The sequence below is a fragment of the Solibacillus isronensis genome (assembly GCF_900168685.1).
In the GTDB taxonomy this organism is placed as follows: Bacteria; Bacillota; Bacilli; order Bacillales_A; family Planococcaceae; genus Solibacillus; species Solibacillus isronensis_A.
This window is the reverse complement of record NZ_FVZN01000014.1, coordinates 1,816,138-1,835,055: the sequence shown is the minus strand read 5'-3', so window position 1 is coordinate 1,835,055 and position 18,918 is coordinate 1,816,138. Positions and strand designations below refer to the sequence as shown.

The window sequence follows — 18,918 nt, the reverse complement described above, 5'->3', positions numbered from 1 at the left end:
GCTGAGCGAGTTTGCTGAACAAAACAAAGCTCCTTCTGTCGAAGGTCATATCGAGTAAATGAGGCGGATAGACGGTGTGAAAGTGCATGCGCTTACCCGGGGAGGTCTGACAGAAATGCGAAGTACCCTTCATAACCTACTTGGTGACAAGTAGCTGAACTGTCAGAAGTCAGCAGAGGTCATAGTACAAGTAAGTCTAGAATTACTTGGAAGGACCGAACGATTAAGAGAGAATAGCCCTTGGCTTTCCAACTGGATGTATGAACACAGAAAACAGAGGAAACCTCACGCTTAGAAAGTAGTGGTGAATCCCACGAGGGTATTTGCGGAGGGTGTAGTCCAGTTGGGCAAAAGAAGAACAGCTATTCACGGAAAGGAACGAAATGGTGATGTTGAATCAAATTTTGGAACGGCAAAACATGATACAAGCATTAAAGCGAGTTGAAGCGAATAAAGGGAGCCATGGAGTAGATATGATGCCCGTACAAACCTTACGACAGCACATCCTCGAAAATTGGGATACCATTAAATCGAAGATTTTGGATGGAACCTATGAACCGCAACCAGTACGTCGAGTCGAAATCCCGAAACCAGACGGTGGCGTGCGTTTATTAGGGATTCCAACCGTAACAGACCGTTTGATTCAACAAGCCATCTCGCAGATTTTATCAAAGGAATATGACCAAACATTCTCGGATCATAGCTATGGGTTTCGCCCAAATCGAAGCGCTCATGACGCTATCCGAAAAGCGAAAAGCTATCTAAAAGAGGGACACCGATGGGTCGTTGATATGGACTTAGAGAAATTCTTTGACAAGGTCAACCATGACCGTTTAATGGCAACATTAGCGAAACGAATTTCAGATAAACCATTATTAAAACTTATTCGCAAATATCTCCAAGCCGGTGTCATGATAAATGGAGTAGTTTCAAGTACAGAAGAAGGAACACCACAAGGTGGCCCTTTAAGTCCATTACTTTCAAACATTGTGTTAGATGAATTAGATAAAGAATTAGAGAAACGTGGACTTAAATTTGTTCGATACGCAGATGATTGCAATATTTATGTGAGAACAGAACGTGCAGGATTACGAGTAATGAAGAACGTACAACGATTTATCGAAGGAAAACTTCGTTTAAAAGTTAATGAAAAGAAATCAGCCGTAGACCGCCCATGGAAACGCAAATTCTTAGGGTTTAGTTTCACATTTCATAAAGAACCTAAGGTTCGCATTGCGAAATCAAGTCTCGTCCGAATGAAGAAGAAAATACGAGAAATTACCTCACGTAAGATGCCATATTCCATGGAATACCGAATCGAAAAGTTAAACCAATATTTAATAGGATGGTGTGGATATTTTGCTTTAGCGGATACACACTCTATCTTTAAAACATTAGATAGTTGGATAAAACGAAGACTACGTATGTGTCTGTGGAAGAATTGGAAGAAACCTCGAACAAGAGTCAGAAATCTCATTCGCCTAAAAGTACCTTATGGGAAAGCATATGAATGGGGAAATACCCGAAAAGGGTACTGGCGCATTTCAAATAGCCCCATATTACACAGAACCCTCGGCAATTCCTATTGGGAGAGCCAAGGGCTGAAAAGTCTGCAAGTTCGTTATGAAACTTTACGTTATTCATCTTAGTTGAACCGCCGTATACGGAACCGTACGTACGGTGGTGTGAGAGGTCGGGAGTTAATCACTCCCTCCTACTCGATTTTTACAGCTGTAAAATATCAAAATTTGGGTAAAGTATGAAAGAAGAAATGTCTCATGAAGAGAGCCATATGAACAATGGAGTAGTTTTCAGAAAATAACTAATTTTCCCTATTTAAAAAAATGTTCATAATGGATTGCATTTTACTATAGAAACGAATATTATATATAAGTTCTTAAAAATTGTTCGTGTTTTGAAAAGAGGAATGCAAATGTTTCAGTTAAAAGAAAATGGGACAACAGTTAAGCGTGAATTATTTGCGGGTTTAACGACATTTTTAACGATGGCATATGTCATCATTGTTAACCCGATTATTTTATCAGGTGCTGGAGTTCCGGTTGATCAAGTATTTATGGCTACAATTATCGCAGCAGTTATCGGAACTGGCTGGATGGCGCTTTGTGCGAACTATCCGATTGCCGTCGCTCCGGGTATGGGATTAAACGCGTATTTTACTTATACTGTTGTATTAGCTTCAAATGGAGAGATTACGTATACTACTGCCTTTTCAGCAGTATTTGTTGCAGGTATTATATTTATTATTATTAGTTTAACGCCATTCCGTGAAAAGCTGATTACAGCCATTCCGGAAAACTTAAAATTGGCGATTACTGCGGGGATCGGGTTATTTATCGCGTTTATCGGGTTGCGTATGTCCGGTATTGTCGTAGCTGATGAATCGAATTTAGTGAAGTTTGGTAATATCTCAGAGCCGGCACCGTTATTGACGTTTATCGGGTTGTTCATTACAGTCGCATTAATGGCACGTAAGGTGAACGGGGCAATTTTTATCGGTATGATTGTGACTGCGATCATTGCGATGTTTACAGGTCAGCTTACAATCGATAAAGTAGTGGCGCTTCCGCATTTACCAGAAGGGTTGATCGTATTCAATCCAATCACTGCGATTTCTGAAGTGATAGAATACGGTCTTTACGGTGTTATTTTTTCATTCATTTTAGTTACTTTATTTGATACAACTGGGACGTTAATCGGTGTATCAAAGCAGGCAGGATTATTGAAGGACGGAAAACTGCCGCGTGCACGTAAAGCACTTGTTTCCGATTCACTTGCAACAACTGCGGGTGCGATGTTCGGGACAAGCCCATCAACAGCATATTTGGAATCAGGTTCTGGTGTTGCAGTTGGCGGACGTACAGGTTTAACAGCATTAACGGTTGCCGTACTGTTCATCATTGCTTCATTTTTCGGACCGCTTGTCGGATCATTATCAGGTGTTGCTGCTATTACTTCTCCTGCATTAATTATCGTTGGTAGTTTAATGATCGGTGTCGTAAAAAATATGAATTGGGATGAAATTGAAGAATCGTTCCCGGCATTTTTAGTTATTTTATCAATGCCGCTTACATCAAGTATTTCTACAGGGATCGCACTAGGTTTTATTAGCTATCCATTAATTATGCTTGTAAAAGGACGCGGACGCGAAGTACATCCGCTTGTATATATTTTCGCCGTTCTGTTTATTTTACAGTTAATCTATTTACCACATTAATCAAAAGTGCTGCTTCTAACTGAAGCGGCACTTTTTTTAGGAATTAAAGCTTCCTGTTCTATACATAAAAAGGGTTATCTGGGTATGAAAAAAAGGAATATCTACTATGATTTTTAAATATTGTACACCTCGGAAATCGTACGTTATAGTAGGTTCCGTCATAAGTACTCAATGAAATATTTTGTAGTTGTACATTGAAAACATACAAAAGATTCATCCTAATCATATATAGACTTGAGGTTATATAATGGATTTAATTATTATTTTATTTGCTTTAGGGCTGTTAATGTTTGCGGCTTTTCGAGGTTTTTCGGTTATTATCGTGGCGCCGTTATGTGCGCTGTTAGCCGTTTTTCTCATTGAACCTGCCAATATATTACCGTTCTTTTCGGGAATATATATGGAAAAGATGGTCAGCTTCATTAAAAATTATTTCCCGGTCTTTCTGCTAGGTGCGATTTTCGGTAAAGTTATTGAAATGTCCGGTATTGCGGAATCGATTGCAAAAACGATAGTGAAACTGATCGGTGCAAAACAAACATTATTAACAATCGTTTTATTTGGGGCGATTTTAACTTATAGCGGTGTCAGTTCGTTTGTCGCTGTATTTGCGATTTATCCCTTTGCTGTTCAATTATTCAAAGAGGCGGATATACCGAAACGATTAATGCCGGCTACCATTGCGCTTGGGGCATTTACATTTACAATGGATGCATTACCGGGAAGTCCTCAAATTCAAAATGTTATACCGACAACATTTTTCGGGACAAATATTTATGCGGCGCCTGTATTAGGGATTATTGGTGCAATCATTATATTAGGAACCGGGTTATCGTATTTGGAATGGCGAAAACGTTCGGCTAAAAAAGCTGGGGAAGGCTATTACGGCTTGAATGGTGAAATCAAAGAAAATGATGAAATCAACGCAGCACAGTCGGCTTCTTCTATTGATACAGATCAGACGGTTTTCCGAAAAGTTTTAGCATTTGTTCCGCTAATTTTAGTTGCAGTAATGAACAATTATTTAATTACAGCAATTCCTAGATGGTATCCGAATGGATTTGATTTTGCGGCAATCGGACTCTCTGACTATTCGATTGATGTGGCTGCAAATTCCTCTATTTGGGCGATTGAAATCGCGGTAATCGTCGGTATTGTATCGGCTTTCGCCTATAACTTTGAACGTGTTATTCGCCAAGTGAAAGAAGGGTTGAATAAAACAATCGGCGGTGCATTACTAGCGGTGATGAACACAGGTTCCGAATACGGTTTCGGTGGAGTAATCGCTGTACTGCCAGGATTTTCTACGATTAGCAGCGGCATTTCCGGGACGTTTACAAATCCTCTTGTAAATGGTGCGGTTACGACGAGTGTTTTAGCCGGTGTCACAGGATCTGCTTCTGGCGGAATGGGAATTGCATTAGGGGCAATGGGTGAGCAGTTTAACCGAGCGATTGCAGCTGCCAATATTTCACCGGAAGTTATGCACCGAGTTGTAGCAATGGCATCAGGTGGAATGGATACATTGCCGCATAATGGTGCAGTCATTACACTACTGGCTGTTACTGGATTAACGCATAAACAATCCTATGGCGACATTTTTGCAATTACGCTTATTAAAACAGCAGCTGTATTTGCCGTCATTGCACTTTATACGTGGTTTGGAATTATTTAAGTTAATAACTGTTGAGAAAAGAGCTGGAGATTACATTGAATCTCTAGCTCTTTTTTAATTTTAAAAAATACAAATGGTTTATTTTCACTTTAAATTAAATACATCTTTTTAGCGTTTCTCTAAATACTAATGCAGAGGAAATTAATTAAGGAAGTGATTAAATGAAACGAAAAAAATGGAAAAGAATTGCGTTTATTTTATTTTTAGTCCTTTTATTTATATTTGCAGCTATGTATGTATTCAATAGTCTCGGTGAAGCAAAAGGACGGGACTATTATGAAGAAACAGGTCAAATTATTTGGGATATTAAAACGGACGAAAAGGTAGTGGCCCTAACATTTGATGATGGGCCGCATCCGAAATATACGAGTCAAATACTTGATTTACTTGAACAATATGAGGCAAAGGGAACGTTTTTTATCGTGGGGCAATTGGCTGAAAAAAGCCCCGAACTCGTTTTGCGGATGCATGAAAGTGGACATGAGATCGCCAATCATACGTACACACATCCTTTTACAAAATCAGTTTCTCCCATTATGGAAGAGGTTAATCAAACATCCGATACAATTTTCAGCATCACAGGAGTAAAACCGAATCTATTCCGGCCGGTTGAAGGTTATTATACAGATGAACTCGTTAAAGAATCCGTCAAAAACGGCTATAAAATTGTTATGTGGTCATGGCATCAAGATACAGAAGACTGGAAAGATCCAGGTGTAAATAAAATAGTAAATACGGTATTGAACGGTCTTGGAAATGGAAATGTTGTTTTGTTCCATGACGGAGGAGGCAATAGAGAGCAGACGGTTCAAGCGCTGGAGAAAATATTGCCTGAGCTAAAAAAACAGGGCTACCGATTTATCACAATTTCACAAATGATCCGATTACAAAATGATGCGAAACAACATATCGTAGAGGAGGAGAAATGATGAAATACCGTATCGCATTGATGATGGCGTCCGTTTTTATTTTAGGTTTTATGCCGGTTGCCGATGCTTCTGAAGAGGACACCACCTTGACGAAAGAACAGCTAATGCAAAAAAGGATGGACTACTATATACAGCATGAAAATATATTATTGCCCTGGTATTATTTAGCTGCCGTCGATCAGTTTGAACGGAATATTCAGGAAGTGCGAAAAGATATTCCGAAACGGGAAAGTGTCATTGCGATCCAATTTTCGGATGAATTTTGGTCAGGTATTTTAAATCCGTCGGGCGAAGATACTTCCCCGGTTTCAATTGCTTATTTTAATGGAAGCGGTATGGATGGAAACGGAGATGGGGTAGCAGACCGTTCCGATGATAGGGATGTATTGTTTACATTAGCGAACTATTTAAGACAGTACGGATATGGTGAGGATAATTTTAAATTGGCATTATGGGACTATTATAAAAACGAATTATCGGTGAATCAAATAATGGTTATTGCAAAATTATATGAGAAATTCGGAACTATCAATTTAGACAATCATACATTTCCATTATCCACTCATGCCGATTATAGCTATAGGGGAACATGGGGAGCAAATCGCGGCTGGGGTGGCCGAAGAATCCATGAAGGAACAGACATTTTTGCTCCGTACAACACACCGGTCTATTCAACGTCATACGGTGTAATTGAAGTGATGGGCTGGAATCAGTTTGGCGGCTGGCGTGTCGGTATTCGTGATAATCATAACTCGTATCATTATTATGCACACCTTGCTTATTTCCAAAAAGGGCTCAAAGAAGGCGATATTGTCGAGGCAGGACAAGTAATCGGCTATGTTGGAAGCACAGGGTATGGTAAAGAAGGAACAGCCGGAAAATTCCCGCCGCATCTACACTACGGCATCTATAAATATAATGGTCGTACAGAGTGGGCATTTGATCCGTATCCAGCCTTGGCAAGGTGGGAAAAAGAAGCGAAACAAAGAAAACAATAATGATGGATTCCATTCTCGCTGTCTATAAAAGTGACGGTATCCCATTTTCAATATACGTGGGCGTTTAGTGGCATTACTTCTGTTAACAGAAGTTAAATTTCTGAATAAGCTATGAGATCTTTGCTTTTATAGATAGGGGAAATAAAATGAAAACAAACTTCATTTATTTAGTACTGATCGGTCTTTGTTTTCTTACAGGCTGTGAAAAAGCGCCGTATTCTGGTGCTACCGAAACCGGTGAAGAAGAACAGCAAATTGAAGCTTCAACTAACGCACCGTTGCCGGAAAGTGAAGCGATTGTCGGAGAATATCCGCTTATCTATCCAGCTGTCATTACATTGATTGATCCGAGAACAATGGAAATCGTGAAATCGTTCACACCACAATTATTAGGGTACGGTACGGATAGCGAACTGTACGAAGCTAATGTTAAGAAAATAGCAAAAGATTTAGCCAGAGGAACGAAAGAAAGGACCGGCTATGATCAAACAATGGTGCTTCATAAAGTGGAGGAGAACGGGAACGTTATTGAAGGGAGCCCCGGTATCATATTAAAGGAAAGTGAATTGGTCGAAAAAATTTTAACAGCTTCACCAAAAGGAGATCATATTTTTTTACCGCTGTATATATTGGAAACGGATCTGGAAATAGACATTCCTTCATTAGATGATGTGACCGTTGCCTCGTTTACGACTTATTTTAATGGAGCACAAAGTGGAAGAAGTGAAAATATCGAGCTTTCCTCAAAGGCCATCCATAATATTTTAGTTGGGGATGGAGATTATTTTTCTTTTAACACAATGGTTGGAGAGCGAACGGTGGAAAAAGGTTATCAACCGGCACCTGAAATTATCAATAAGGAGCTGGTGATGGGAATTGGCGGTGGAATTTGCCAAACATCCTCGACATTATTTAATGCTGTCGACCAGTTAGGAATACGCATTACGGAAAGGCATCACCATTCACTGAACATCGGATATGTCCCGACAGGCAGGGATGCCACAGTTGCTTACGGATCGCTCGATTTCAAGTTTCAAAATACGAGCGGGGCTCCGTTTTTAATTAAAGCGTATTACAGTAAAGGTGCGCTGACAATCGCGATCACGACATCGCATCAATATAAAGAACTATTTAAAAAGTAATGAAATGCTGCTCTTTACATAAGGGCGGTTTTTTATTTTATTGGTGTACCTTGATGAAAGAACATCCGCCATTTTCCGTTTTCATTGCGCCAAAGGGAACTTCGGTTTTGGCTGTTGCCATTCGTGCGATTTGTAGTAACGAATCGTGTTTGTACAATCTGATCTGCAATAGAAATTGCCTGGAAATCCGCAACTGTAAATAAACATTCTTCAATACCATGATCTGTTACTTCATTCAGTAGGAAAGGTTTATCCATAATGCCTCCGGATGACCCGTATTCTAGAAAATCCTCACTCAGGAGGCTGATAAAGTCTTCCTTTTTGTAACACATGAGCTGTTGTTCTAAAAGCAGAAATTGATTGTTAAGTGCAGTCATAAATAACCCTCCATTCGAATTGACTATCAGTGGAACGATTTTCGATGTAAATCGTTTCTTTACATGGTATGATTTTGTCTTGTAGTTGTAAAGAAGGTTTAAGAAGGTGATTGTTATGTGGGAATCGATAAAATGGTTAATTCCGTCTGTGACCGCACCGACTGTAGCAGATGGTCTGGCGGCTGCTGCAATAATTGTCGTTGGGTTACTCGTCATTCGATTCATAATACGGCCGCTGCTATTCAAAATCGCGGATTTGTTCAATAAGAAGAATCATCCCGTTTTTGGAGACATTACTAAAAGTGTGTACCCATCAATTCGGAATGCCATTATTTTCAGCCTGATTGTGATGGCGGCATCTCTCTTAGTGGAAGTATGGCTATTTGATAATTCAAAACTCGGTATTTATATCGATTCGGTGTATGTATTTTTTGCGTTTAAAGCCCTGTATGATGTACTCGGTTTTTATTTGAAAAATCCGCACCGATTTGAAACAGGGAAAGATCAGGATATTTTAACGCCGTTTTTCTTACGGATGAGTAAAGTTGCGGTTATGGTAATTGCGATGTTTACAATTGCGTCACTGTGGAACTTTAATTTAAACGGGTTTTTAACTGCGATTGGACTAACAGGTGTAGCGCTTGCATTTGGTATTCGTGACACGCTCGCTCATATATTCGGCGGGATGAGTGTTGCCTTGGATAAACCATTCCAAATCGGGGATTGGGTCATGTCGAGTGATGAAAAAATCGACGGGACGATTCAGGATATTAATTTGCGCAGTACAGTCATACAAACAGCCGATAAAGGGACTGTTTATGTACCGAACTCGTATTTGGTCAATCGGCCGATTTACAATTTGTCGAATCGGACAGAAAGAAAAGTGGAGCATTTCCTGCATATTTCCAATGAAAACAGTGAGGAAAGTATTGTGAAGTTTTTGGAATCGGTACGTGAACAAATATCATTGCATCCGAAAATCTCGAAAAAAATCATTCATGTGGCGATGGATGAGCTGATGCCGACAAGCTGTCGTATTCTCATCCGATACTTTGTCGAGACGAATGATACGAATATTATGCTGCAAGTGCGTCAGGAAATATTATTTGTGGCAAAACATTACTGTGAATTGCATGAAATTAAACTAGTTGATCCGAATGACGGTCAGTATGCATGGAATAATGGATGACCAGTGCAAATTTAGAAAATGTGGCGTAACGGTTCTACATCCAGTCTATAATTGTAGTATACTGAACATAAGGATTTAAAGTAACAAGCGTTAGAAATCCATTAGTTTACATAAGAGAGGATGTATCGCAAATGGCTGAGAAACAACAAGTAGCATTCGTACAACCAACACCGGTTGGTAAAGAAGAATTAGGGAAGATTGAAGTCGCGCCAGAAGTAATTGAAGTTATCGCAGGTATCGCTGCAACAGAAGTGGAAGGAATCGCAGCGACACGCGGAAATTTCGCATCAGGTGTTGCTGAGCGTTTCGGTAAAAAAGTCCATTCGAAAGGCATCAAGTCAGCAATGTCTGAAGAAGGCAATATTGTCATTGATGTATTCTGCACTGTAAAATATGGTTATGCCATTCCAAAAGTGGCGAAAGAAGTGCAAACAACGATTCGTCAAGCCATTTTAAATATGACAGCCATCGAAACAAGCGAAGTGAACATCCACATTACAGGGATCCAGTTCGAAACTTCAAAAGACGCAGAATAATCGTATAAACATGAACCGAGCTCAATTAATTGAGGCTCGGTTTTTTTTTATGGAAACGAAAACCCCCTGCTATGCGGGGGGTTCTAAAAAGCTTTTAGCTATGGACAAAAAAAATACTCCAGTCGTACAATAAAATCAGGTCTGGTCAACCGATTACGTACGAAAGGAGCTCCAATATTGGATAATAAAAGTTTAGCACATACAACATGGAATTGTAAGTATCACATCGTGTTTGCGCCAAAATACAGAAGAAGAATGATCTATGGGAAAATAAAAGCAGATATCGGTAAAATATTACGTCAACTGTGTGAAAGAAAAGGCGTAGAGATTATTGAAGCTACAGCGTGTCCCGATCATATACATATGTTAGTGAGTATTCCACCGAAGCTTAGTGTATCTGCGTTTGTGGGTTATCTTAAAGGGAAAAGCAGTTTGATGATATTCGATCGACATGCAAATTTGAAATATAAATATGGCAACCGAAAATTTTGGTGTCGAGGATATTATGTGGATACAGTAGGGCGAAACAGAAAAGTCATTCAAGAATATATAAAAAATCAATTGCAGGAAGATCTGCTGGAAGATCAGATGACAATGAAAGAATTTATTGACCCATTCACAGGGGAAGAACTAAATCGAAGAAAAAAATAAGTACACCGCTTTAGCGGTAGTCGGAAACGTAGTGCGGTTGGCAGACCTTTCAGAGCGTCTTTAGACGTGGGCCAGTAACCCAGCGTTTCACGCGCAGAGAAAACCACCAGTTCAACTGGTGGTTTTTATTTCGTTCTCTCAAGAGCAAAAGCTTTAATTTAAAATGTTTTTTCATATTTTTGTGAATTTTAGGATATGAACAAGGCGAAAATAGGGTATAGATTTAAAGCTTCATTTGGTAAGGAGGAAAACGGTATGGGAAACTTTTCTGCAAATGCAAGAGAGCGACTGAAAAAAACATTGATAGAAGACACCTTTGATCTGTTTGTTATTGGTGGGGGAATTACAGGTGCGGGAATTGCACTTGATGCCGCTACACGAGGGTTAAAAGTAGGGTTGGCAGAAATGCAGGACTTTGCGGAAGGAACAAGTAGCCGATCGACAAAACTTGTGCACGGCGGCCTGCGCTACTTAAAACAATTCGAAATAAAAGAGGTTGCCGAGCTTGGCCGGGAGCGGGCAATTGTTTATGAAAACGGACCACATGTAACAACACCTGTATGGATGTTGCTTCCCTTCCATAAAGGAGGGACATTTGGTTCGTTTTCGACAGCGCTTGGATTGAAAGTATATGACATATTAGCGAATGTCAAAAAGGGCGAAAGACGTTTTATGCTTTCTGCAGATGAAACGATTGCCCGTGAACCGCTAATTAAAAAGGACGGTCTGCTCGGAGGCGGCGTTTATGTAGAATACCGTACGGACGATGCGCGGCTGACAATCGAAGTAATGAAGGCGGCTGTTGCCAACGGGGCAATCGCAATGAATCACTTGAAAGTTGTCGGTATTGAAGCGAATAACGTGGCCTTTTCTAAAGTAACTGTGGAAGATCAGCTTACTGGGGAACAATATGAAATTAGAGCAAAGAAAGTCGTCAATGCGGCAGGTCCATGGGTTGATGATGTGCGCAAATTAGATGGGGAACTTAATAACAAACATCTTATTTTATCAAAAGGTGTGCATCTCGTTTTCGACGAGGATGATTTCCCGCTGCAGCAGGCGATCTATTTTGATACCGAAAAAGATGGACGTATGATTTTTGCGATACCAAGAGATGGCAAAGCATACGTAGGAACAACAGATACATTTTATGAAGGCGATCCTGCAGACATTAAGGTAACAAAAGAGGATCGACAATATATTATGGATGCGATTCACTATATGTTCCCGCAACTGCAGCTGACAGAAGATAAAATCGAATCGGCATGGGCAGGGGTGAGACCGCTAATCCACGAAGAAGGTAAGGGGCCGTCGGAAATTTCACGTAAAGATGAAATTTGGCAATCGGAAAGTGGACTGATTACGATTGCAGGAGGAAAACTGACAGGCTACCGTAAAATGGCGGAAAAAATTGTCGACCTTGTCGTAAAACAATTAAACGATGAATACCAGATGAAATACGGCAAATCCATTACAAAAAATCTACCTATTTCGGGCGGGGAAACGAGCGGCTCGAAGTTTTTTGAATCGTTTGTTGAAAAACGGACGGAAAAAGGCCAGGATCTTGGGTTAACGGAGGAACAGAGCCGTTATTTAGCAAAGTTCTACGGTACAAATGTTGATAAAGTATTTGATTATATTAAACAGGCAAAAGGAAACTTACCGCCGATCGTTTACGGTCAGCTGTACTATGCGATAAATGAGGAAAGTGCATGTACTCCGACAGACTTTTTCGTCCGTCGTACCGGTGCACTGTTATTTAATATCAACCTTGTCAAACAATATAAACAGCTCGTTATTGATGAGATGAGCGACTACCTAAACTGGACAGCAGAAGAAAAGCAGCAGCATACAGATCAACTAGAACAGGAACTACAAGACGTAACAATGACTTAGTGAAAAGAGGCGAAGGGAATGTCCACATTTTTAGCAGAATTAGTAGGAACGATGATATTAATTATTTTAGGTGGCGGGGTTGTTGCTGGTTCCTTGCTGAAATTTTCCAAAGCGGAAAATAGCGGCTGGGTCGTAATTACAATCGCCTGGGGTTTTGCCGTGGCAATCGCGGCATATACTGTAGGCGGAATAAGTGGTGCCCACTTAAATCCTGCATTGACAATAGCATTTGCAACAATTGGTGACTTCCCATGGGCGGATGTTCCGATGTATATTATTGCACAAATATTAGGAGCAATTATAGGAGCAATTATCGTATATATTGCCTATTTGCCACACTGGTCACAAACGAAAGATCAAGATGCGAAGTTAGCTGTTTTTGCTACAATTCCTGCCATTCGTCATCCTTTGGCAAACATGGTAACAGAAATGATAGGGACTTTTATATTGTTATTAGGGATTTTAGCATTAGGCGGTAATTCATTGGCTGATGGGATTAATCCGTTGCTTGTCGGTATTATCGTTATTGCAATTGGTATGAGCTTAGGCGGACCAACAGGTTATGCAATCAATCCTGCCCGTGATTTAGGACCCCGTATCGCGCATTTCTTCTTACCGATCCCAGGTAAGCGTGATTCGGACTGGTCTTATGCCTTTGTGCCAATTGTCGGGCCGATTATAGGTGGGGTAACAGGCGCACTGTTTTACAAACAATTCTTTTTAAATGAAAATTCAGTGGCATTTTGGTTGTTTACAACGTTATTCGTTGTCATTTGTGTCATTGCATTTATTACACAATCCAAATCCGCTAAAAAGGAGATAGTATAATGGAAAAGTATATTATGGCGTTAGATCAGGGTACGACGAGTTCACGTGCCATTTTATTCAATAAAAAAGGGGATATCGTTCATACAGCACAGCAGGAATTTAAACAATATTTCCCGAAATCGGGTTGGGTTGAGCATAATGCAAAGGAAATCTGGAGTTCAATTTTATCGGTAATCGCCAAAGTATTATCGGAAAATAATATCCAAGCTTCACAAATTGAAGGAATCGGGATTACGAACCAGCGTGAGACGACGGTTGTCTGGGATAAAAATACGGGTGAACCGGTATATAATGCAATCGTTTGGCAATCACGTCAAACTGCGGATATTTGCGATTCTTTAAAAGAAGCGGGGCATAATGAGCTGTTCCGTAATAAAACCGGTTTGCTAATTGATGCTTATTTTTCCGGCACGAAAGTAAAATGGATACTGGACAATGTCAAAGGCACACGCGAAAAGGCGGAAGCTGGCGATCTATTATTCGGAACGATTGATACATGGATTATTTGGAAACTGACAGAAGGAGCTGTTCATGTAACGGACTACTCGAATGCTTCACGAACATTAATGTATAATATTTACGAATTAAAATGGGACGAGGAATTGCTGAACATTTTAGGGGTTCCTGCATCAATGCTTCCGGAAGTGAAACCGTCCTCTGAAATTTACGGGGAAATTGCGGGTAATCACTTCTTTGGTCATCGTGTACCGATTGCGGGTATCGCCGGAGACCAGCAGGCAGCATTATTCGGTCAAGCTTGCTATGAACAAGGAATGGTAAAAAATACTTACGGTACCGGTTGTTTCATGCTGATGAATACAGGTGAGGAAGCGGTAAAATCGGAGCACGGCCTACTTACAACTATCGCGTGGGGTTATGACGGAAAAGTGACATATGCGCTTGAGGGAAGTATCTTTGTAGCAGGTTCGGCGATTCAGTGGCTTCGTGACGGGCTTCGTATGTTCCGGAAATCTGCTGAAAGTGAAGCGTACGCAGCACGTGTAAAAGATACGGATGGTGTGTATGTAGTACCGGCATTTGTCGGACTGGGAACACCGTATTGGGATAGTGATGTGCGCGGTGCGGTATTCGGTCTGACACGTGGTACATCGAAAGAACACTTTATCCGTGCGACATTGGAGTCACTTGCTTATCAAACTCGTGATGTGTTGTCAGCGATGGAATCGGATTCAGGCATCGACTTGAGAAAATTACGCGTTGATGGTGGTGCTGTCATGAACGACTTCTTAATGCAATTCCAGTCGGATATTTTAAACGTGCCCGTTGAACGTCCATCAATTAATGAAACAACAGCACTTGGTGCAGCTTATTTAGCCGGATTGGCTGTAGGCTTCTGGGAGAATCTCGACGAAGTGCAAAAGCATTGGCAACTTAATCGCCAATTCGAACCGGCAATGGATGAAGAGCAGCGCGAATCATTATTCACAGGATGGCATAAAGCTGTTAAAGCTGCACAGGCTTTTAAGTGATAAAATATACTAGAAAATAAGTAACCTACAAGCCGATTGACAGCAGCTTCCTATTCTCTATTGGAACTATGCTATAATAGGTCATTATCTAGTTGAGGAGTTAAAAAGATATGAGCAAAGATTATATTCGTATAGCAAATGAAGAAGATTTAACGTTGATTAACGCTTATTTTAAACAAGCATTGTCACACTATGAAGAAGTCGGAGAGCTGATGGCGATGCAGGATATCCGTTATTTCCTGGAAAATATGGAGCATTTCCAGTTCTACGTACTAAAAGAAACAGCTGAACAAATTACTTACCTGTTTGAGTTCCCGGAATCAGGAAACGAAAAGCGCGAAACAGGCACGCTGATGATCCCGCTACAAAATAATTAATATCACCTTATAATATAAGAGGCCTTCAGTTATTTTTATAACGAGTTGATTGGAATGGAGGGGAGGCGACTCCAGCAGGAATAGCGTGACGCCTGAGACTAGGAACAAAAGCTAAGAACGCCACATCCTGTGGCAACGCTTTTGTGACCAACATCCTGTTGGCCTCACGCCTGCGGAAAGCGTCCGACCCGCAATGGAAATCAACTACCTAATATAAAAACCAGGTATTTTATTAACGAAAATAATAAAGACGACATGTTGATTTATCTCAAACATGTCGTTTTTTTATCGCAAATTTCACCATTTTAAGGAAGAATACAAAAATCTCTTTTAACAGCCAAAAATTTTCTGTCAAACTGTGCGATGCCTTGCAAAATATGCTATGATAACAAGTAATGCTACTTATGAAGGAGAGCTATTATTTATGAAACGAACAGAGGCGCGTCAAAAAGCGTTACAAGCTTTGTTTCAGTTAGACAGCACAGAATTAACTATAGAAGAGGCGATCGGCCATGTTCTTGAAGAAGAACAAAAATCGAATGCCTTTTTGGAGCAATTAGTTCGTGGGACAACTGAAAATCTCGAAGCAATTGATGCAGCGCTAGAAAAAAACCTAGAAAAATGGACGATTAACCGTCTGCCAAAAATTGAAAGAACAATTTTGCGTTTAGCTGTATATGAATTATTATACGCTGAAGAAACGCCAAACAAAGTTATTATGAACGAAGCAATCGAGCTTTCTAAAACATTCGGTGACGATAAATCAAGCAAGTTCGTCAATGGTGTACTTTCGAAATTTACTGAGCAATAAATCAACAAATGTATTCAATTCTATAAAGATTAATATATCAAGATTTAACTGGTAGGTTGTCATAGCAAGCGTCACTATTTATTAAAAATACAAGCAGCAGGCAGCCTTTCCGATTGTCGTAATCACTGGAAGGAGCAACAACATGTCAAGTGTAATTATTAATGGTAAAGAAATCGGTCAAGAAATTCGAACAGGGGTAGCTACTCGTGTACAAGCGCTAAAAGAAAAAGGGATCACACCCGGTTTAGCGGTCATTTTAGTAGGAGATAATCCCGCATCCAAAACATATGTAGCAAACAAGCAAAAGTCTTGTGAGCAAATTGGAATGTACTCGGAACTTGTCAAACTACCTGAAGATATTTCAGAACAGGCTTTACTTGAAAAAATTCGTGAATTAAACGAACGTGCTTCAATTCACGGTATTCTCGTTCAGCTTCCATTACCGAAACATATCAACGAGGACAAAGTAATCCAAACGATCTCTCCGGAGAAAGACGTGGATGGATTCTCACCGATTAGTGTAGGGAAAATGATGCTTGGACAGGATACATACTTGCCATGTACTCCTTATGGGGTTATGAAAATGCTCGAACATGCGGGAATAGATGTTGCAGGAAAGCATGCAGTCATCGTAGGACGCAGCCATATCGTCGGTAAACCGATGGGACAACTATTGTTGCAAAAAGACGCTACAGTAACGTATACACATTCTAAAACACCGGATTTACCATCGTTTACGAAACAGGCCGATATTTTAATCGCTGCTGTCGGTCGTGCAAACTTTATTACAAGTGAGCATATTAAAGAAGGTGCAGTTGTTATTGATGTAGGGATTAACCGCAACCAAGACAACCGTTTATGCGGTGACGTCGACTTTGACGATGTTCAAGGAATCGCTTCACATATTACACCCGTTCCAGGCGGTGTGGGTCCAATGACGATTACAATGTTACTGGAAAACACAGTACAAGCAGCTGAAAAAGAGTTAGAACGTCAAGAGAATTAATCTAACTTCAAAAATCACGATTTTGATGTAGATCAAAATCGTGTTTTTTAGCTTATAGGGTACAATAAGGGATACTTAAGGATAAATATTACGCTTATTTTTCCTCTTTATTTAATAGTGAACCGGCAATTCCGCCGTTCGCATCAAAAAACACATATACGAAAAAGAACTACCGTAAAGGAGCAATACGTTTATGACATCGAATTCTTATTTATCCGTAAAAGCATTAACTAAATATATTAAACGAAAATTTGATGCCGATCCGCATTTACGTGATGTGTACGTAACGGGAGAGCTTTCAAATGTAAAAGTACATAGTTCAGGTCATATTTATTTCACGCTGAAAGATGACAGTTCGCGTATTAACGCGACGATGTTCCGTTCACAGGCTTCGAAACTTTCTTTTAAGCCTGAAGAAGGGATGAAAGTTTTTATTCGAGGCGACGTGAATGTCTATGAAGCAAGCGGCGCGTATCAGCTTTATGCCCAGACGATGGAGCCGGACGGGATTGGCGGACTGTTCGTCGCATTTAACCAGTTAAAGGAACGTCTTCAAAAAGAAGGATTATTCAACCCGAATTTTAAGCAGCCGATTCCGCAATTTCCGAAAACGATCGGTGTATTAACAGCGACGACTGGTGCAGCCATCCGCGATATTTGTACAACGATAAACCGACGCTACCCTCAGGCTGAAATTTTAATTTATCCGACGCTTGTTCAGGGAGCAGGCGCGGCGCCAAATATTACGGAAAATATTTATTTAGCGAACCGCCATGGATTTTGTGATGTACTTATTGTTGGTCGTGGTGGCGGATCGATTGAAGATTTATGGGCATTCAATGAAGAGATCGTCGCACGGGCGATTTTTGAAAGCCGTATTCCGGTTATTAGTGCTGTCGGACATGAAACCGATACGACGATTGCCGATTTTGTCGCGGATTTACGTGCACCGACACCAACTGCGGCGGCAGAACTGGCTGTCCCGAATCAGCAGCAGCTGTATCAGCAAATACTTCATCATCAGTCGATTCTTCATCAAATGATGACATCAAAGCTCAATTTTGAACGCAATCGCTTAACGAAACTGCAAAATTCCTATCCGCTTGCAACACCTGAGCGATTATATCGTCCTTTTATTGAAAGGCTAATTCAGGTGGATTTATCACTGCAAAATGCAACGAAGCTTTATATGATGAATGAAAAATCAAAGCTGCAGACAATAGACAGCAAGATGAAGCTGTATTCACCGGTGCATCAGTTAACTGCAGCCAAACAGCAGCTTACACACCGTACGCAAACTTTAACGAATCGAATGCAGCAACAGCTTGCACAAAATAAAGTCGCTTTTACAAATCAGCTGCGTATGCTGGAGGCGTTAAATCCGCTCGCATTAATGAGTAAAGGCTTCAGCGTGGCATATAAAGAGGAAAACGTAGTAAAATCAGTTCACGAGCTGGAAAAAGGCGACGTAATTCAAGTGACGTTTCAAGATGGATATGCCGAAGCAAAAATTGAGAAAAAGCATGTGCAAAAGGAAGGGGAAGCAAAGTGACAAAACCGACATTTGCGACAGCAATGACAGAATTAGAAGAAGTTGTACGTAAGCTTGAACAAGGAGATGTTCCACTGGAAGAAGCCATTGACCTTTACAAAAAAGGAATGGAACTATCAAAACTTTGTCATGATACACTGCAAAACGCAGAACAGCAATTAATTTCAATCGTTGGAGAAGATGGTGAAAAGAAAGCTTTCCAACAAGGAAATGGAGAAGACTAACA

At 40.4% G+C, this 18,918-nt stretch carries 18 protein-coding genes; 17 read left to right on the top strand and 1 reads right to left on the bottom strand.

Annotation, left to right across the window (positions count from 1 at the left end):
- Positions 1-386: 386 nt before the first annotated feature.
- The 6 genes from ltrA (at position 387) to B5473_RS17815 (ending at position 7,979) form a co-directional block, all read left to right on the top strand.
- A complete protein-coding gene (ltrA, locus tag B5473_RS17840; protein WP_079523941.1) occupies positions 387-1,649 on the top strand; it encodes a group II intron reverse transcriptase/maturase in 1,263 nt (420 codons plus the stop codon).
- Between the two features lie 284 nt (positions 1,650-1,933).
- Positions 1,934-3,235, top strand: coding sequence for an NCS2 family permease (locus B5473_RS17835; RefSeq protein ID WP_079527624.1), 1,302 nt, complete (start codon positions 1,934-1,936; stop codon positions 3,233-3,235).
- A gap of 247 nt (positions 3,236-3,482) precedes the next feature.
- Positions 3,483-4,910: a GntP family permease gene (locus B5473_RS17830; RefSeq protein WP_217699923.1), complete on the top strand. Its 1,428-nt coding sequence runs from the start codon at positions 3,483-3,485 to the stop codon at positions 4,908-4,910.
- Between the two features lie 161 nt (positions 4,911-5,071).
- Positions 5,072-5,839, top strand: coding sequence for a polysaccharide deacetylase family protein (locus B5473_RS17825; RefSeq protein ID WP_079527620.1), 768 nt, complete (start codon positions 5,072-5,074; stop codon positions 5,837-5,839).
- A complete protein-coding gene (locus B5473_RS17820) occupies positions 5,839-6,837 on the top strand; it encodes a M23 family metallopeptidase (RefSeq protein ID WP_079527618.1) in 999 nt (332 codons plus the stop codon). Before B5473_RS17825 ends, B5473_RS17820 begins: the two co-directional genes overlap by 1 nt.
- Positions 6,838-6,983: 146 nt before the next feature.
- Positions 6,984-7,979, top strand: coding sequence for a VanW family protein (locus B5473_RS17815; protein ID WP_079527616.1), 996 nt, complete (start codon positions 6,984-6,986; stop codon positions 7,977-7,979).
- A gap of 32 nt (positions 7,980-8,011) precedes the next feature.
- Here the strand turns inward: B5473_RS17815 and B5473_RS17810 are convergent, their stop codons facing one another.
- Positions 8,012-8,356 carry a nuclear transport factor 2 family protein gene (locus tag B5473_RS17810; RefSeq protein ID WP_079527614.1) on the bottom strand — a complete coding sequence of 115 codons (345 nt, stop codon included), beginning with the start codon at positions 8,354-8,356 and terminating at the stop codon, positions 8,012-8,014.
- Between the two features lie 115 nt (positions 8,357-8,471).
- Here B5473_RS17810 and B5473_RS17805 point away from each other — a divergent pair, with 115 nt between their 5' ends.
- The 11 genes from B5473_RS17805 (at position 8,472) to xseB (ending at position 18,916) form a co-directional block, all read left to right on the top strand.
- On the top strand, positions 8,472-9,545 hold the full coding sequence (locus tag B5473_RS17805; RefSeq protein WP_079527612.1) for a mechanosensitive ion channel family protein: 1,074 nt from the start codon (positions 8,472-8,474) through the stop codon (positions 9,543-9,545).
- A gap of 131 nt (positions 9,546-9,676) precedes the next feature.
- Positions 9,677-10,081, top strand: coding sequence for an Asp23/Gls24 family envelope stress response protein (locus B5473_RS17800; RefSeq protein ID WP_008404246.1), 405 nt, complete (start codon positions 9,677-9,679; stop codon positions 10,079-10,081).
- Positions 10,082-10,258: 177 nt separating this feature from the next.
- Positions 10,259-10,732 (top strand): IS200/IS605 family transposase, encoded by a 474-nt coding sequence (gene tnpA / locus B5473_RS17795; RefSeq protein ID WP_139377765.1) that lies wholly within the window; start codon positions 10,259-10,261, stop codon positions 10,730-10,732.
- Positions 10,733-10,987: 255 nt separating this feature from the next.
- Entirely contained in the window at positions 10,988-12,628 is a 1,641-nt protein-coding gene (locus B5473_RS17790) for a glycerol-3-phosphate dehydrogenase/oxidase (RefSeq protein ID WP_079527608.1), read from the top strand.
- 18 nt (positions 12,629-12,646) lie between these two features.
- Positions 12,647-13,456 carry an MIP/aquaporin family protein gene (locus tag B5473_RS17785; protein WP_079527606.1) on the top strand — a complete coding sequence of 270 codons (810 nt, stop codon included), beginning with the start codon at positions 12,647-12,649 and terminating at the stop codon, positions 13,454-13,456.
- Positions 13,456-14,946, top strand: a complete 1,491-nt coding sequence (glpK, locus tag B5473_RS17780; RefSeq protein ID WP_079527604.1) for a glycerol kinase GlpK — start codon at positions 13,456-13,458, stop codon at positions 14,944-14,946. Before B5473_RS17785 ends, glpK begins: the two co-directional genes overlap by 1 nt.
- A 110-nt stretch (positions 14,947-15,056) precedes the next feature.
- On the top strand, positions 15,057-15,323 hold the full coding sequence (locus B5473_RS17775) for an aminopeptidase (RefSeq protein ID WP_079527602.1): 267 nt from the start codon (positions 15,057-15,059) through the stop codon (positions 15,321-15,323).
- A 424-nt stretch (positions 15,324-15,747) separates the two neighbouring features.
- Positions 15,748-16,134, top strand: a complete 387-nt coding sequence (gene nusB / locus B5473_RS17770; RefSeq protein WP_079527600.1) for a transcription antitermination factor NusB — start codon at positions 15,748-15,750, stop codon at positions 16,132-16,134.
- A 142-nt stretch (positions 16,135-16,276) separates the two neighbouring features.
- Complete coding sequence (gene folD / locus B5473_RS17765; protein WP_079527598.1) at positions 16,277-17,140, top strand: bifunctional methylenetetrahydrofolate dehydrogenase/methenyltetrahydrofolate cyclohydrolase FolD; 864 nt, start codon at positions 16,277-16,279, stop codon at positions 17,138-17,140.
- Positions 17,141-17,333: 193 nt separating this feature from the next.
- Positions 17,334-18,692: an exodeoxyribonuclease VII large subunit gene (gene xseA / locus B5473_RS17760; protein ID WP_079527596.1), complete on the top strand. Its 1,359-nt coding sequence runs from the start codon at positions 17,334-17,336 to the stop codon at positions 18,690-18,692.
- Positions 18,689-18,916 (top strand): exodeoxyribonuclease VII small subunit, encoded by a 228-nt coding sequence (gene xseB / locus B5473_RS17755; protein WP_008404237.1) that lies wholly within the window; start codon positions 18,689-18,691, stop codon positions 18,914-18,916. Before xseA ends, xseB begins: the two co-directional genes overlap by 4 nt.
- Positions 18,917-18,918 lie beyond the last annotated feature (2 nt).

Bases quoted from the DNA above. Each gene is read 5' to 3' on its own strand.
- B5473_RS17820 (WP_079527618.1), top strand. From the start codon at position 5,839: ATGAAATACCGTATCGCATTGATGATGGCGTCCGTTTTTATTTTAGGT.
- B5473_RS17810 (WP_079527614.1), bottom strand. From the start codon at position 8,356: ATGACTGCACTTAACAATCAATTTCTGCTTTTAGAACAACAGCTCATG.
- glpK (WP_079527604.1), top strand. From the start codon at position 13,456: ATGGAAAAGTATATTATGGCGTTAGATCAGGGTACGACGAGTTCACGT.
- B5473_RS17800 (WP_008404246.1), top strand. From the start codon at position 9,677: ATGGCTGAGAAACAACAAGTAGCATTCGTACAACCAACACCGGTTGGT.
- xseA (WP_079527596.1), top strand. From the start codon at position 17,334: ATGACATCGAATTCTTATTTATCCGTAAAAGCATTAACTAAATATATT.
- B5473_RS17790 (WP_079527608.1), top strand. From the start codon at position 10,988: ATGGGAAACTTTTCTGCAAATGCAAGAGAGCGACTGAAAAAAACATTG.
- nusB (WP_079527600.1), top strand. From the start codon at position 15,748: ATGAAACGAACAGAGGCGCGTCAAAAAGCGTTACAAGCTTTGTTTCAG.
- B5473_RS17805 (WP_079527612.1), top strand. From the start codon at position 8,472: ATGTGGGAATCGATAAAATGGTTAATTCCGTCTGTGACCGCACCGACT.
- B5473_RS17775 (WP_079527602.1), top strand. From the start codon at position 15,057: ATGAGCAAAGATTATATTCGTATAGCAAATGAAGAAGATTTAACGTTG.
- B5473_RS17785 (WP_079527606.1), top strand. From the start codon at position 12,647: ATGTCCACATTTTTAGCAGAATTAGTAGGAACGATGATATTAATTATT.
- B5473_RS17815 (WP_079527616.1), top strand. From the start codon at position 6,984: ATGAAAACAAACTTCATTTATTTAGTACTGATCGGTCTTTGTTTTCTT.
- B5473_RS17830 (WP_217699923.1), top strand. From the start codon at position 3,483: ATGGATTTAATTATTATTTTATTTGCTTTAGGGCTGTTAATGTTTGCG.
- B5473_RS17835 (WP_079527624.1), top strand. From the start codon at position 1,934: ATGTTTCAGTTAAAAGAAAATGGGACAACAGTTAAGCGTGAATTATTT.
- folD (WP_079527598.1), top strand. From the start codon at position 16,277: ATGTCAAGTGTAATTATTAATGGTAAAGAAATCGGTCAAGAAATTCGA.
- B5473_RS17825 (WP_079527620.1), top strand. From the start codon at position 5,072: ATGAAACGAAAAAAATGGAAAAGAATTGCGTTTATTTTATTTTTAGTC.